This is a genomic window from Sulfuracidifex tepidarius, assembly GCF_008326425.1.
Classification (GTDB): Archaea; Thermoproteota; Thermoprotei_A; order Sulfolobales; family Sulfolobaceae; genus Sulfuracidifex; species Sulfuracidifex tepidarius.
In genome coordinates, this window is record NZ_AP018929.1 from 304460 (window position 1) to 318444 (window position 13985).

Annotated in this window: 16 protein-coding genes; 5 read left to right on the forward strand and 11 right to left on the reverse strand. The window is 42.1% G+C overall.

Annotation, left to right across the window (positions count from 1 at the left end; all coding sequences use genetic code 11):
* Positions 1-64: 64 nt before the first annotated feature.
* Together IC007_RS13115 and IC007_RS13120 are read right to left on the reverse strand one after the other, a co-directional pair.
* Positions 65-466, reverse strand: coding sequence for a molybdopterin-dependent oxidoreductase (locus IC007_RS13115; RefSeq protein ID WP_156303801.1), 402 nt, complete (start codon positions 464-466; stop codon positions 65-67).
* On the reverse strand, positions 460-687 hold the full coding sequence (locus IC007_RS13120) for a hypothetical protein (protein WP_156303802.1): 228 nt from the start codon (positions 685-687) through the stop codon (positions 460-462). The genes IC007_RS13115 and IC007_RS13120 overlap by 7 nt, the downstream gene beginning before the upstream one ends.
* Before the next feature lie 234 nt (positions 688-921).
* Between IC007_RS13120 and IC007_RS01475 the strand changes: the two genes are divergently transcribed.
* Entirely contained in the window at positions 922-2106 is a 1185-nt protein-coding gene (locus IC007_RS01475; RefSeq protein WP_054846299.1) for an MFS transporter, read from the forward strand.
* A gap of 84 nt (positions 2107-2190) precedes the next feature.
* On the opposite strand, the gene IC007_RS01480 is transcribed toward IC007_RS01475, so the two are convergent.
* Together IC007_RS01480 and IC007_RS01485 are read right to left on the reverse strand one after the other, a co-directional pair.
* Positions 2191-3102, reverse strand: coding sequence for a hypothetical protein (locus IC007_RS01480; protein WP_054846300.1), 912 nt, complete (start codon positions 3100-3102; stop codon positions 2191-2193).
* Between the two features lie 316 nt (positions 3103-3418).
* Positions 3419-4516: an S-methyl-5-thioribose-1-phosphate isomerase gene (locus IC007_RS01485; RefSeq protein WP_054846301.1), complete on the reverse strand. Its 1098-nt coding sequence runs from the start codon at positions 4514-4516 to the stop codon at positions 3419-3421.
* Positions 4517-4981: 465 nt separating this feature from the next.
* Between IC007_RS01485 and IC007_RS01490 the strand changes: the two genes are divergently transcribed.
* Positions 4982-5986, forward strand: coding sequence for a hypothetical protein (locus tag IC007_RS01490; protein ID WP_054846302.1), 1005 nt, complete (start codon positions 4982-4984; stop codon positions 5984-5986).
* 101 nt (positions 5987-6087) lie between these two features.
* Here the strand turns inward: IC007_RS01490 and IC007_RS01495 are convergent, their stop codons facing one another.
* From IC007_RS01495 to IC007_RS13125, 4 genes are all read right to left on the reverse strand, one after another.
* Positions 6088-6411 (reverse strand): MarR family winged helix-turn-helix transcriptional regulator, encoded by a 324-nt coding sequence (locus IC007_RS01495; protein ID WP_054846303.1) that lies wholly within the window; start codon positions 6409-6411, stop codon positions 6088-6090.
* A complete protein-coding gene (locus IC007_RS01500) occupies positions 6393-6962 on the reverse strand; it encodes a hypothetical protein (protein ID WP_149528249.1) in 570 nt (189 codons plus the stop codon). Before IC007_RS01500 ends, IC007_RS01495 begins: the two co-directional genes overlap by 19 nt.
* Before the next feature lie 362 nt (positions 6963-7324).
* Positions 7325-7975: a P-loop NTPase family protein gene (locus IC007_RS01505; protein WP_054846305.1), complete on the reverse strand. Its 651-nt coding sequence runs from the start codon at positions 7973-7975 to the stop codon at positions 7325-7327.
* A 119-nt stretch (positions 7976-8094) separates the two neighbouring features.
* On the reverse strand, positions 8095-8238 hold the full coding sequence (locus tag IC007_RS13125; protein ID WP_156303803.1) for a hypothetical protein: 144 nt from the start codon (positions 8236-8238) through the stop codon (positions 8095-8097).
* A gap of 178 nt (positions 8239-8416) precedes the next feature.
* Here IC007_RS13125 and IC007_RS01510 point away from each other — a divergent pair, with 178 nt between their 5' ends.
* The 3 genes from IC007_RS01510 to IC007_RS01520 all read left to right on the forward strand — a co-directional run bounded on the left by IC007_RS01510 (position 8417) and on the right by IC007_RS01520 (position 10963).
* Positions 8417-9325 (forward strand): radical SAM protein, encoded by a 909-nt coding sequence (locus tag IC007_RS01510; protein ID WP_054846306.1) that lies wholly within the window; start codon positions 8417-8419, stop codon positions 9323-9325.
* A 2-nt stretch (positions 9326-9327) separates the two neighbouring features.
* Positions 9328-10425 carry a hypothetical protein gene (locus IC007_RS01515; protein WP_054846307.1) on the forward strand — a complete coding sequence of 366 codons (1098 nt, stop codon included), beginning with the start codon at positions 9328-9330 and terminating at the stop codon, positions 10423-10425.
* Positions 10426-10669: 244 nt separating this feature from the next.
* Entirely contained in the window at positions 10670-10963 is a 294-nt protein-coding gene (locus IC007_RS01520; RefSeq protein ID WP_054846308.1) for an antibiotic biosynthesis monooxygenase family protein, read from the forward strand.
* 407 nt (positions 10964-11370) lie between these two features.
* Here the strand turns inward: IC007_RS01520 and IC007_RS01525 are convergent, their stop codons facing one another.
* From IC007_RS01525 to IC007_RS01535, 3 genes are read right to left on the reverse strand one after another with little or no spacing between them, the layout of a single operon-like run.
* Positions 11371-11565, reverse strand: coding sequence for a hypothetical protein (locus IC007_RS01525; protein WP_149528250.1), 195 nt, complete (start codon positions 11563-11565; stop codon positions 11371-11373).
* Positions 11555-11845 carry a hypothetical protein gene (locus tag IC007_RS01530; protein WP_054846310.1) on the reverse strand — a complete coding sequence of 97 codons (291 nt, stop codon included), beginning with the start codon at positions 11843-11845 and terminating at the stop codon, positions 11555-11557. The genes IC007_RS01525 and IC007_RS01530 overlap by 11 nt, the downstream gene beginning before the upstream one ends.
* Positions 11838-13925, reverse strand: a complete 2088-nt coding sequence (locus IC007_RS01535) for an AAA family ATPase (protein WP_054846311.1) — start codon at positions 13923-13925, stop codon at positions 11838-11840. The genes IC007_RS01530 and IC007_RS01535 overlap by 8 nt, the downstream gene beginning before the upstream one ends.
* Positions 13926-13985 lie beyond the last annotated feature (60 nt).

The following is a 13985-nucleotide window of genomic DNA, read 5'->3' on the forward strand; positions in this document are numbered from 1 at the left end:
GGGTCTCGGAGTAAATCTCTATCTTTCCTGATGGGGTATTCAGGGGTTTACGATAAGGATAGACCTAGTATACATTATCTGCAAGTTTCATACAACCCTTAGAGTAAAGTTCTTCTCTATTCACGTGGAGTTGATCTAACACTTGTTTCTCTAAAGTTTCGAAAGTGTCGTTTGACAACCCCAGCCTGTGTTCAAGCTCAAGGACGATCCACCATAGAGGCTTGGTGTCATAAATTGGGTCTATCACCTTTTGATGTATATCTACCCAAGACTCCAGCGACAAGCCCACAAGTAACGGGAGCTCGTCCCTCTCTAGGTATGTGGATTTCGCTAACACCAAATCAGCGTACTCCGTCACGTCTGACGGCATCACGCCCACAACTACCATGAAATCAACCTTGGATAACGCTCTCCTCACCATCTCAGAGTTGGGGTCTCTTCCATCTAAGTTAGTAGCAACTACCATGAGGACGTTGATTGGATAAGGCGACCTGTGAGTATGCTTCTATATACTTCCTGAAAGGAAGCGTATGACAGAGGATTCACCAAGTAAGGTCCTGCTGCACCCCTATCGCATATCCCCGGTTGAGGGTGTTCTCTGTTCGCCGACACCCTGACTGTTTTTCCATCTGTAGTTCCTATTACCCCACACATGTTCTTGCACATGTAACATCTGAGAAATGCCATGAGTTAATTCACCACAATAGAATTTAAATTAATTAGTGATTCTTCAAGGCAAAAATAATGGAAAGATAGTAACTAACAACTACATGCTGGTGGAAATCGAATTCAATTAATCCCCATTTTCTTGTAACACTCTTACTTAAGTAAATTAGATATAGCGTGTAGGTAAAATAGGAAGAACTATTTTCCATGTCTTTTAAATTCAAACTTAAATAGGTCATTTCTATACCTATATCTATGAACTCGAAAGCTCAATTCCTGCAAGTACTTTTAGTTATAGTTACCATGACCTTCGCTGTGAGAGCATCCAACAACATGATATCTACTACTGTACCTTTGCTTTCACGTTATTATTTCCACTTCACGCAAACTGAGGTAGGTTTAATCTCTGCAGTATTTTCACTCGGAACTTTCGTGACCAGCGGTCTCCTGAACTCCAGATTGCCTTCCTCCACCAGGAGAAAGGTATTCATAGCGTCTTCAATAGCTTACGCTGTGGTATTACCCCTTTACTACTTAGTGGGTCCCCTCACTTTGTGGCTATTGACGGGGGTCGCAGGACTTACGTTAGGTTCCGTGATGCCTAACATCATAACTTCCGCTGGTCTACTTGAGGACAGAAGAGCTAGGGAAAGGTTGCTCTCAATTTATACGTTGGCGTTAAGCGCAAGTCTAGTAGCAGGTCCGGCAATAGAGACTGCTATACTTTCTTCCTTCAGTTTAGCTGATGTCTTTCTGTTTTTCACTCCTCTCGGTGTTCTAGCGGCTTTACTGTCCTTCTTTATAAAGTTCCCGCCAGAGAGCAGAGTAGAACAGGGAAAGGTGCACGTTCTGGGTAACGTAGGCTTCAAGACTGCAGTGTTGAACATCCTAGCTTACAACATACCTTTCGCCGTGATACTAGCTTTCGGAGGAATTTACGCCGTCAGCGAGTTCCATGTTTCCTTCGCTGAGGTAACTGGACTCTTCACTCTCTTCTTTGCAACTTCACTTGCGTCAAGGATCTACCTTTCAATAAGACCCCCAGATAGCGTTAGGCTACACGCTACTGCTGCTGTTTCTATGACAGCAGTCGGATTAAGCCTAATACTGTTTGGAGGAAACGTTTACTCCTTCGCCTTGGCACTGCTCGTACTCGGAATACCTCACGGGCTCACCTACCCCCTGTCGGTAATATCAATAAGCAGGACATTTTCACCTTCAGAGAGGAACGCTGCAAATAGCGTCTTCTTTGCTACCATGATGTTAGTGGGAGTTGTGACGCCCTCAGCAGCTGGAGCTCTGGCTCAGATCATAGGGTTAAAGGACCTCTTCGGAGTTTTAGTTCCAGTTTTATTGTTCCTCCTAATCCTGTTAAATAAATACGCCAAACCAGTTGACGAAATTGTGAAAAAAGAGGTAAAAGCTAGTACTAGGGCTTGAAGGAGAAAAAGAGAGGAGAGAGAAAGAAAAAGAAAGATGGATAATCGTGTATATAGGACGTATTTTCCGAAACTCCTTTTTTGTTTACATTTTTACATAGATTGGATCTCCACTTTTCATAAGGAATGCTATAACGAAAAGCGAAGTTGTCTCAGTGTTCACGTTCCCTTCAGGTATAACGTGACCGTTAAAGACCTCGTAACAAGTGAAGAATCCCCCTATGGAGGACTGAAGATGGTACGATATGTTATATATTTCGCTCATTTCTGGTTCAAAGGATGACGCAAAAGAGGAATTCGTTGAGTTGATGTATTTCCACGCTATGATAGCCAGAGCTAGCTTATAGGAGGAATACTTACCGTTATAACTATCGTCCATGAATCCGTAACCGTTCCAGAAGTTCATTCCGTCTGAGAAGGCTTGTTCTGCTAAGGTCAGGTTTCCGTTCTCTACCTCGTAGATCGAGTAAAGGAAGCTAGTGTCAGCGTACTCGTACCAGGAAAGATAAGGCATGGACGAGTTCGAGAAAGAGCATGTAACCACGTTTCCGTTAAGTATCTCTAGAGAAGGGTCATGGAATTTCCAGGTGAAGTTGTGGATCCCGTCTAAAGGAAGATAAGGAGATAAACTCACTTTTCCGTAAAAGTTAATTTGAGGTGACTGGTTAAGATATCTCAAGGCAATGTCAGCCAAGAAGTTGTCACTTTCTAGATAATAAGTTGATGAATACGGACATTCAGCGTAAATGTGAAGCGTTTTATTGTAAACTGTCGAATAGTAGGTCAAAGTTAACTTCATGAGCGAGTCTATCTTAGAGACATCGCTAATCTCAGAGGAGTTAATTGTCTTCGGAGTTTGTTTCATGTTGGTGTTTGTATTGGTGACTGTATCAGTGTTTCCATTTATACTGTTCTTAGGAACAGAGGCGATGGCAATTAGTGCAATTATTAATATTATTAGAACAATAAAATATTTCTTCATCAGTTTAGTGTCCATAAATCGATTTTAGTTACAACTTTTAAAAATCGAGCCTCGAGTCTCTTGATAGGAATAAGACGACCTTCCGTGGATGTCCTCTACCTCTCTCTTTCACTTCTTTAGCGGTTTAAAAAGGAAAACTCAGGGTTACGACTCTAGTTAAAACTCAGGTCATTTAAATCCTTAAATTTCCAATTAAGTATAATGAGGTGAAAGACATACATATATATAGTAATGAATAGGAAAACTGCGTTTTTAGTTAGGCCATGGAAACTCACATTATCGAGTGTATGTCTCAATTCTCTATTAAGTGAAAGTATACGGTAGCGTCTTCTTATCTCTCAACTATCTTCCTCACGTTCTTCTCGAAAGGCGGGTAAATTATTCCGTTTTCCGTTATTATTCCAGTAACATATTTAGGAGGGGTGACGTCAAAGACGGGGTTATAGACCTCTACCTCGGCTGGGGCCACAGGGACGCCCCTTATGTACCTTACCTCGTTTGGATCCCTCTCCTCTATTTTGACATCTTCAACCCTGTTCTTCATGTCGAACGTAGACGTTGGAGCTAAAGCAAAGAAAGGAATCCCCATCTCATGCGCTATCACTGCTTCCTTGAAAGTGCCTATCTTGTTGTAAACGTGGCCGTCGCTCAGTATCCTGTCTGCTCCCACCATGACAGATTGCACCATTCCCTTGTACATGACCAGACCTACAGCTGTGTCAGTGATGAGGGTCGTCTTCACACCGTCTGTCATCAGCTCGTACACCGTGAGTCTGCTTCCCTGCAGCCAAGGTCTTGTCTCTGGGGCGAAGACGGATACGTCCATACCCAAGGCGTGGGCCAACTTCACTGGCGCGAGCGCAGTACCGAGACCAGTACCGGTAGCGAGCCCTCCAGCGTTGCACTGGGTTAGGACAGCGTCCCCGCTATTTATTTTCTCGAGGCCGTAAATTCCCATCTTGAGTTCAGCTTCTAGTTCCTCCTCGAACACGGAGTTGGCCTCTCTCTCCATGAGCTCCCTGAGCTCGTTGACGTCCTTCACCTCTCCCTGCTCAACAGCCAAGTTCGCCTTCTCGAGCATCCTAGATGTGGCCCAGGACAAGTTAACTGCAGTAGGTCTGGCAGAATCTAGAACGGCCTTAGCTTTCCTCATGGAGGAAATTGCCTCATCTAAGTTGTCCCCCCTCACTGAGAGGACCATTCCGTAGGAAGCCGTAATTCCTATAGCCGGTGCGCCCCTAACTTGCATGTTCTTTATACTCGAAGCCACTCCCTCCGGGTCTGTCAGTTTCACCCACACGGTCTGAAAGGGTAAGAGGGACTGGTCCAAGAGCAGAAGAGAGTCCTTTTTCCATTCTATTGGTTTTAGCTTTGGCTTGAAGGCGTTTTTAGCCTCTTCTAGAGTAACCACAGAGAGTAAAGGGAAAATGAAACAAAAAAGTTTTTGTAACTATAGAGAACGGTTTTACCTTTATCACTTACTTTCTCGAGGACAGTTAGCAAGAGAACCGAAGATTTTACACCTTCGTTTAATAGGAAGCACCTCCTGTAAATATACTTCATCGGACTTTAAATAGTAAAGCAGCTTCATTTAGTATTGGCGTCTAAGGCTTATCATACCTCCCACATTGTTAGATCGTTAGCTCTCCTAGACATGGGACGTAGGGACCTCTTTGTGTCTCACGTTAATGTCTCAAGATCTGTGTAGACCTGAGATACAAATCTTGTCTTTTAAGGTCTGACGAAGTATAATTGCAAGATTAGTTGTTTAGGACGAAATGGCAAGAAATGAGACGAGAAGCATACACGAAGATAGTTCAGAAAATTTTGCAGAAAATATAGAAGAACTGAATACAGTTGAAGGGTTTTTAATTTTCTCCTTAATATTAATCCTGTGAGACTTTCTATAATTTACTTCGTATTAATAACCTCCTTAGTCCTGATTGCGATGTCGTTCTTTAGCTTGGCTCATACAAACAAGTATTCCGTAGTTGCAATAAAAGACAATGATCATATTGTAGGATTAGTGTTAGACGGAGATGAACCAGCAGACGGGGTTTCTGTCATAGCTGGTAACACCACTAATGTGACTCATGATGGGTTCTTTTACCTCCCTTACCATAGAAACTTCACAGTGAAGAGCCCTTTTCTGTCCAAGACCTTCTCGCTTTCTAACGGGAACTCTCTATACGTCATCAAGGTATATGCTGCATTTAACGATTCTAAAGGAACTGTAGCTGTTGTTACTAAGGGAGACCCACTTACTTTGTTCGTGGTAACGAATGAGAGTAAGGCCGTGGTAGACGAGTGTGATTCCGGATTCGTAGAGCACTCATCAAGTACTTTTTCGGTTAGTCTTTGTAACGACGTGAGAGAAGTGAAAGTAGATAACTTAACCATTAACGTCGGTTATTTCGATCTAGTCCTGTATCAAAGTGTAAGACTTCTAGGCCCTTTCCCTCTTTTAGTTCCGCTCCTGGTTTTCTTGACTTCTTATGCTACGGACTCTAAGGTCAAGATAGTTCCTACGATCATAGGGTCTATCACACCGACCTTATCAGCGTTGTTTCCCCTTATCCTTTTCAATATCGGATACGCTAAAGTTTTCACTATAGAGGTCTTGGTACTGGAAACGCAGCTATCCTCCGTCATGTCTTTATTGCCGTCAAAATTGAAATTTATGTCCACCATATTAGCTACTGCTCTTATATCCCTTTTTGCCTTAGTCCCTAGTTTCGCTATCTTCAATATGAATCAAGCATATCTCCTTATACCGGGAATGATATACTTCTTCCCCGTAAACGCTGTAAATCTGGAGTTAGCTGTCCTGTCAGTTATCCCTTGGATTTTGATATATTTCTCTCTAGAAATGTTTAAAGGGACGAGAAAGAGGGCGTAGTTCCTTTATTTATGGGAAAAGTGAAAAAACGTGTTTTTACTGATTTCCAGAAGGACTTCCCCCTTACATGTATCCGGACAGATAACCTTTCGTGAATTACGTCAACTCTTCTCCTTTAAGAACTCTCTATATCTCTCCAAATACTCGAGGTAAGTCATTATCAAGTTGGCTCCTTCCTCTGTTATCCTTATGCGCTTCTTTGGACGTCCTTCGAATATTGTAAAGCTCTTGATTAACCCCTCCTCCTCTAGGCTATCTAAAGTGAGAGACAAGGTAGATTTACTCACTCCTAAGACGTCCTGAAGCTCCGAGAATGACGCTTCTTTCGCTCCAACTAAAGCTAAGAGTATTCCTACCTTAGTTGTAGACGCAAAGATCGGTCTAGAAAGGAAGTCAATTATCTCCCTTATTCCACCTTTTTCCACGAGTGTATCACCATCTTAATCCCTATTGAAGCCCATACGAGTGAAAACCCGATCAGGGAGTATGCACATATCAATGAGAATGATATGAATAAAGGAGATATCAGTAATACATAGTCAACTAGACGCGCTCTAATCTTTAGTCCTACTATCGTATATAAAGCCCAAGTCTCAGCTAAGGACATTATCAGAAATGACCTCTCTATTGGATTTATTATGGTGAAGACTGAAACTACGTTCACAGCTATCAAGAAATATAACGAGTTTCTGAGCCCTTCTTCCATATCGTTTCCATCAATTTTTTCCATTTTTAGAATTAATTTATACGAATCTCTTATTTTAAAGAACGAATATGCTGTTGTTATAATGAGTGATATAAAAATTAAAGACATTGTTACAGAGAAGGCTTCAGACTCAAATGACATCCCAAAGTAGAGCGAGCTGTAGAACGAGGTTAAAAGGTATACCAGACCTATTGATAGTTTTATCTTCTTTATCAGTAGTTTCCTTGCTATCTCTTTGCTCTCAGCGAACCGCATTAGGTCCTCGATCATGTCATTTTCATGTTAATTTACTAAAATAGAATATATACTTTTCTAAAAGTAGGAGTGACCATTTCAGAGTCAAAGTCGTACAAAGGACAGCAATGGCAATGGAGAAATGAAGAGGGTAAACGAGAAACCATGCCATATTAAGGCTCTCTCTCGAACCTTAAGGATAGGACAAAGTTAATATAGACTTTAAGATATAATAATTATAGCAAAAGTTATAGTATAAAGTATATTTGAACTTCAAAATCTACTAAATATATTACATTCATGTATAGTAAATCTAAACATCAACTTGTTAGGGTAAGTTTAGGGATAGAGCTCGTCTATTAACTCTACAAAATTATATACAGATAAAATAAAAACACTCAAGCTAGGACTTCGAAGTTTTCGAGTATTCTCCCTTTCTCCATGAAGACTATTCTGTCCGCGATTCCTTTCAGCCATTTAATGTCGTTGCATAGCAGCAGGATCGATCTACCGTCAAATGACCAATCCTTGACAAGTTCTCTCAATAATGCCACGTTTTCCTCGTTTAACTTAGACTCTATCCTGTCAAAAACAATGTTATTTGGTTCCTTCAGCATTATGAGGGAGATCATGAATCTAGTGCGTATCTCCTCATCTACCTCTTCATATTTCATGTCCTCAAGTCCTCTGAGCTCCAGGAGCTCAAAGGAGTCCCTTTCCCTTGCCTTTATCTCCCTCTTTGGGACAGAGTTCTTTCTCCCTATTTTCTCAAATATTTGATGCAAAGTTAGACCTTTCGCCCTGAACTCTCTAGGTATGAGGCATACCCTAGATATCACTTCCCTTTTGCCTCCCTTCACTTCAATGTCATCCACTTTCACTGTCCCTTTGTCATAACCAGTTATTCCGGCAATTATCCTCCCTAGAGTATCTACCTCAAAACCTCTCCCTACTACCCCCACCACTTCACCGTCATTGACCGTCAAGGAAACGTTATCTAGCAATTTCTTATTCTTGAAAATTTTCGTTACTTCATTAAGATTTATCATTATAACAGTATTTATCGATCTCCTATAAAAGAGGTAATCTTAGTTCGGTTCATAAAACCAATTAAATTTTTCATTCTAGTTAAAATAAAAAGAAAGAGTTATAAAGATAAAAAATAATTTTAGCATATAACACAAAGTGAGTTTCCGTATAACTGATAGTTAGCTATAGCGTTATACCACTCGACTTTCTTAACGTAAGACCTCAATAAGTCGAGTTGACTCGATGACCTCTTGCCATCTCCATTTAAATCGACTTTTGCCATTTGTTTTTCCCTACATTATACTTATTTGGGTAAATTATTAAGTCTTTCTTCTGAGAATTTCTTGATTATTATTAAGACTAATATAAATAGTTAAATAAAACTAAAATTATTAAAAACATGTATAAGATTCTAGGTTAAATTACGAACCTTTTTAATTTCAAAATCGATTGTTACACAAATGAGGAGAAAGCAATTCCACTTGATCCTGATGCCTACAGAGAAGTGCAACTTCAGGTGTGTTTACTGTTACGAGTCCTTCACGATACCCAAGATGTCCCCATTGGTCGTGGACAGAGTAAAGAGATACACGGACTTCCTTTTCAAGGAGGGATACGAACTTTTGATAGAGTTCTTCGGCGGGGAACCGATGGTAGCGTATGACGTGATCACGGAAGTGTTAGATCACGTGAGGGGAAATGAATATGAAGGGATGATGACTACTAACGGGTACTTGTTGTCAAAGGAGAAATTCGTCAGGTTAGTGGAGATGAGAGTGAAACAGTATGAGATCACGTTTGACGGAGAGCGAGAGTTTCACGATAAGGTGAGACCAACTGTGGGTGGAAAGGGCACCTTCAATACTATACTCTCTAACCTGAGGTCGGCGATGCAAACTGACCTGGACTTCGAAATCCTGGTTAGAATGCACCTTCACGGAGGACAGGTTAACTCCATCAAGTCTTTGATAGACGTGATGGAGGAATTCAACGACGACCCGAGGTTCAAGTTCATGTTGAGACCTATAGCGCACTTGGGCGGACCTTTAGACCGCATGATCAAGTTGCCTACCAAGGAGGAGTTCGAGGAGGCTTCACAATACGCCAGGAAGCTGAAGAGACTGGACTCCTTCTTCACATTGAAGGACGAAGACATTCCCATGTGCTATGCGTCGTCTCCTAGGTCTATCGTGATCAGGTCTGACGGGACTCTAGCTAAGTGTACTGTGAAGCTGGACTCTGAGGTCAACAAGATAGGTTACCTAGGCGAGGACGGGTTACCCGTGATAGACATGAAGAAGATGATGTTCTGGACTAGAGGTCATCTGTCCGGAAGAAAGGAGGAGCTCTCCTGTCCTGCAAGTGAGTGATTATGAAGGTCAGCTTTCTCGACCTAGGGGCCCTGAACATAAAGGCGGGTAAGTTAGATGTGGAGGAAAACAAGTGCGAAGTTTACACGTTACCAGTGCTCACCTTAATGGAAATGATGGACGTGGATATGGAGGACGTTCAGAGGCTATTCAAGGTCTACGACGAATCAGAGATCAAAGGTAAAACCAAGGAAGTCCTGGAGCTCATGAGCAAAGTTGTATCTCCTTTCCTAGACTCGGAATACGTGATCCTGAGCGGGAGTTCTCTTGGCAAAGACATGAAGCTAACCTTGGAGAACAGGTTGCTGATCACACGTCACTTAACGAAAGCTCAAGTGGTGATTTACACCTCAGATAGAAGGTTCACGGGACCGGAACCTACTAGGGAGGCATTAGTCTCGCATAAGGGAGGTGTTAAAGCAATAGCGGAGCACTTCTCTTCTTCTCCTGTGAGCGAAATGGGAACTTCGTCTCTGGCTGTGTTTTCCTCCAAGGGAAAACAGGAGATATTAAAGCTAGGTCTGTTCAGCTCACTTTTCGGAATGGACTTGTCCTTCAGACTGTGGGGGCACCTCCACCTTTACAAGGAGACCAATTCCCTCCTCATAGACCTGATGCAGACATTGTCAGTTTCGAGTAAGGAGTACAGGGGGATCTACGAGTCTACATGGGAAAAGCTCACTAAGGGGATTCCCTCACTGAGGTATGTAAAGCCCAGGGAAGACATAGAGGAGAGAATGATGACGGAGATTTACGGAGACACTTACGCCGACTCCTCGATGGTAAACAAGCCCACCCTGAGGGTGATCTTCAGGAAGTTCATGAAAGAGATCCAAAATCGTATTCTAGAATACGTAGTTGATAATTCGACTTTAGATAATATTGACGACGATTCTATCATTGTAGCAGGTTACGGGGAAGACCTTCTATCAGACACGTTAAAGGGTGTGTTTGACGTGAAGACTCTGACATCTCTCCACAGTGTTGAGATGTCTATCTACGCGAGCGAGGTAGGTTCACTGGTGGACTTCCTGAAATACAAGGGAATCAATGTGGACTTGAAGGGAATGAAGGTTCAGGTTAGGAGCGACTTCGCCTAAAGTCTCAGAAGATATTACGAAAAATGTAACTGAATTCTCTTTTATTCTCGGTGAGCACATGAACTAGTTTCTATTTGGAAGTATCTATTTAGAAAAGATAAGGTTTTAAACTATGAAAGACGAACATGAGACACTCTCCTTAACAATTAAAGGTGTAAAAAAGATATTAATTTTCCTTTAAATTAAGTTAAAAAAGAAAGTTTCTGAGATTAAACTTTTAAAGTATAAATCTTATTAAAATAACATGATTAACGTGGGTTTCTATTACAAGGTAAGACCCGGTCATGAAAAGGAATTCGAGGAAACATTCTACAAGGTTGATTCTTTTCTTAAATCCTTTAAAGGATTCAAGAAAGCAGTACTTTACAGAAGAGTCGACCTATCGAATGAATACATGATTTACACTGAATGGGAAGATCTAGATTCATTCAGAAGATTCACTACGTCGAGGGAATATCAAGACACTACAACCTACGGTAAAACAATCTTAGAGGGAAGACCTTTCCATAGAGTGCTTCACGAGATAAATGACGACTAAATCATCTGTTTGTCTTAAGAGGAGACACCTCTCGATTTTCGTGTATTTTCAACCCTTCAAAGCAACCTTACAAATCAACGAAAAATTACTTCACAATAGTAAGTTGAAACTGTCAGATGACTTCGGTGGGGTCATTCAGGGATCTATTGTGAATTCAGTTTATTTATCGAAATAAGATGAATTTAATTGAACGCTCTTATATGGGCTGGGTAAGAATTCACACTTAACGATTTCCTTTATTTAGTCTATTTTTGTCATAATTACAATTCTTAATAGTAACCTAAATCGCCCCTTCGGTGATGTAAGGCTGTTAAAGACTGGAGATTGCCAAATTCTTAATCCGTACAAAAACAAGGATCTCATGCAATCTTTTTCCTCATGTGAACAGCACATGAGTCTCTTTTTTACTAGTAGTTGAAGTATTTTTGTACGTTTTTCATCAGGAGGTAGCCTAGATATAGTGAAATGAACAAAGCTATTCCTAAAACTGCATAGAAGGCGGGTCCATTCTTTATGTACAGAATATCAAAGAGGTATAGAAACACGAAGACGAAGACTATCTCTACAGCATAAACTAAACTTCTGAACCCTTCAGTGGTCATTTCCATCACCCTTAGGTAACAACATAAGTAGAAGGTAGGGCACGGAGTCAAGTGAGACCAGAATTCCGTTTGTGTACAAAGTGAACCCTTCTAGCACTCCTAGGAAAATGACGTAAAATGTCACAATGAAAAGTAACCTCAGCTCAAGCCTAGGTAACTTGAAGAGTTTGGTTGAATCCACGACTTCGTTCTCAGCTACACCCAAGACTACCAAAGTCATAATCCCAGCCAAAACGAAAGAGAACACCATCAAGGTGAAAATAGCGTAAATTTCAAGCATATGCGGTCTGCCTCGTCCTCTCTCTAAAAGAAGAATAGTAAGAGAGCAGTTGAGGGTTCACTGTAGGTTTTATCATTGATATTGACTGTTCTAGATCTTCCTGTTTAAGTACAGGTCTGTCCCCCTCAATTATGCTTCGCCTGATCGCCAATAGCACTGCTCTATTCACTGCTCCCCTTATGTCAGCCGGGGTGTACATCTGCGTTAGTCTAGCTAACCTCTCGTAATCTATATCTCCATGCGAGTGTTTCGATATCATAAAGGCAAAGAGCTTCTTCCTACCGTCTTCATCCGGAGGGGGTATGTAAATTAGTTTCTCCAATCTCCCGGGTCTCAACAGAGCTAGATCAAGCATGTCAGGTCTATTTGTGGCTGCGATCACAACGACTTGTTCGTCTCTCTTGCTCAACCCGTCCATTTCAGTAAGGAGCTGACTCACCACTCTCTCGGTTACCCTATTAGGGTCGCTTCCTCTAGCTGAGGCTAATGAGTCTATCTCGTCGAAGAACACTACCGTAGGGGAGTATTGTCTGGCCTTCTTGAAAACCTCCCTGATTGCCCTTTCACTCTCTCCCACCCACATGTTAAGAAGTTCTGGCCCGTTTACCGCGATGAAGTTGGCTCCACTTTCGTGTGATACTGCCCTTGCTAACATGGTCTTCCCTGTCCCAGGAGGGCCGTAAAGGAGAACCCCACTTGGCAGTTCAGCATTGATGTAGTCGTAAATTTCCCTGTTCTTTAGAGGCCATTCAACGACTTCTTTCAACTCCAGCTTAACATCTTCCAGTCCCACAACGTCCTCCCAGGAGGTGTTGGGTATCTCCAACCTGAACTCCCTCAAGGCTGACGGTTGAACGGTTTTAAGTGCATTCATGAAATCGGATTCGTTTAACACTAAATTCTCGTAGTTAGACTCCCTCTTTAACGCGATCATCATAGCTTCTCTAACTACGGCCTCTAGATCCGCCCCGACGTAACCGTGGGTTATCTCGGCTATTTTCTCCAGGTTAACATCGCTTCCGAGCTTGAGCCTCCTGGTATGTATCTTCAATATGTCAAGCCTTTCTTTAGCCCCTGGGACAGGAATCTCAATTTCTCTATCGAACCTACCTGGCCTTCTCAAGGCAGGATCTATAGCGTTAGGTCTGTTCGTGGCTCCTATCACAAGCACTCCTGACCTGGAGCTTACTCCATCCATTAATGTTAGGAGTTGGGCAACGATTCTCCTGTCTGCCTCAGAGGAGGCTACATCTCTGCTGGGAGCCATTGCGTCTATTTCGTCTATGAAAACTATGGAGGGCGAGTCATGGAAAGCTTGTTCGAATATTTCCCTGAGTCTTTTCTCGCTCTCACCGTAGTATTTTGACGCTACTTCCGGTCCACTAATGTAAAAGAAGCTAGACATCATCGAGTTTGCCAACGCTTTGGCTATGAGGGTCTTCCCTGTCCCAGGAGGGCCGTAAAGGAGAACCCCCTTCGGTGCCCTCAAACCAAAGAGTCTAGGTATCTCAGGTTTCAATAGTGCTATCTCAGCTATTTCCATGAGGGTTGACACTTGGTCTGAAAGCCCTCCAACTTCATCTAAGGTAACGAAGGAGATGTCCTTCTGTGTCAGTCTGAGACTAGAGCTGGCTACGTTGATCTTGGTATCTCCCGTAATCATTCCGACTTCCCCTCTAGGTGACATAGATACTACCACGAACTCTCCTTCCTTAGTGTTGATCATGTTCCTCAACATTATCGGCCTGCCTCTGAGCTCTAAGCTAATTTTCCTTTCGTCGAACTGTTTTTGGACAGTAGGTGAGATTGAGACGTAGTCCAAGTCAACAGGAGCGGATTTCTTTATCAACACTTTCTCGCCGCTGTTAACCGCAAGCGCTTTCAAGTCTTCTTCGTTTACCTCCATATCCCTTGAGTTACCTTCCATTACGGTGAGAGGAATTATTCTCTCACCATATACCACTATCACGTCGCCTGGGAGAAGTGAGAGTCTTGACATTTCTTCTTTCTGCATCCACGCTATCCCTCTCCCTTTTCTCCTTGTCGAGAAGATAGTTATCACGTGAGGCTCTGTTCCCATAATTAAATTTCCATTCTCATGTTTATTAGGTTTAACTCTTTATTTTTTATTTTTTGAAAA

Excerpts from the sequence above, each read along its gene's own strand:
- IC007_RS13120 (WP_156303802.1), bottom strand. The coding sequence starts at position 687 with ATGGCATTTCTCAGATGTTACATGTGCAAGAACATGTGTGGGGTAATA.
- IC007_RS13125 (WP_156303803.1), bottom strand. The coding sequence starts at position 8,238 with ATGGCAAAAGTCGATTTAAATGGAGATGGCAAGAGGTCATCGAGTCAA.
- IC007_RS13115 (WP_156303801.1), bottom strand. The coding sequence starts at position 466 with ATGGTAGTTGCTACTAACTTAGATGGAAGAGACCCCAACTCTGAGATG.
- IC007_RS01535 (WP_054846311.1), bottom strand. The coding sequence starts at position 13,925 with ATGGGAACAGAGCCTCACGTGATAACTATCTTCTCGACAAGGAGAAAA.
- IC007_RS01525 (WP_149528250.1), bottom strand. The coding sequence starts at position 11,565 with ATGACCACTGAAGGGTTCAGAAGTTTAGTTTATGCTGTAGAGATAGTC.
- IC007_RS01500 (WP_149528249.1), bottom strand. The coding sequence starts at position 6,962 with ATGATCGAGGACCTAATGCGGTTCGCTGAGAGCAAAGAGATAGCAAGG.
- IC007_RS01505 (WP_054846305.1), bottom strand. The coding sequence starts at position 7,975 with ATGATAAATCTTAATGAAGTAACGAAAATTTTCAAGAATAAGAAATTG.
- IC007_RS01520 (WP_054846308.1), top strand. The coding sequence starts at position 10,670 with ATGATTAACGTGGGTTTCTATTACAAGGTAAGACCCGGTCATGAAAAG.
- IC007_RS01480 (WP_054846300.1), bottom strand. The coding sequence starts at position 3,102 with ATGGACACTAAACTGATGAAGAAATATTTTATTGTTCTAATAATATTA.
- IC007_RS01515 (WP_054846307.1), top strand. The coding sequence starts at position 9,328 with ATGAAGGTCAGCTTTCTCGACCTAGGGGCCCTGAACATAAAGGCGGGT.
- IC007_RS01510 (WP_054846306.1), top strand. The coding sequence starts at position 8,417 with ATGAGGAGAAAGCAATTCCACTTGATCCTGATGCCTACAGAGAAGTGC.
- IC007_RS01475 (WP_054846299.1), top strand. The coding sequence starts at position 922 with ATGAACTCGAAAGCTCAATTCCTGCAAGTACTTTTAGTTATAGTTACC.
- IC007_RS01530 (WP_054846310.1), bottom strand. The coding sequence starts at position 11,845 with ATGCTTGAAATTTACGCTATTTTCACCTTGATGGTGTTCTCTTTCGTT.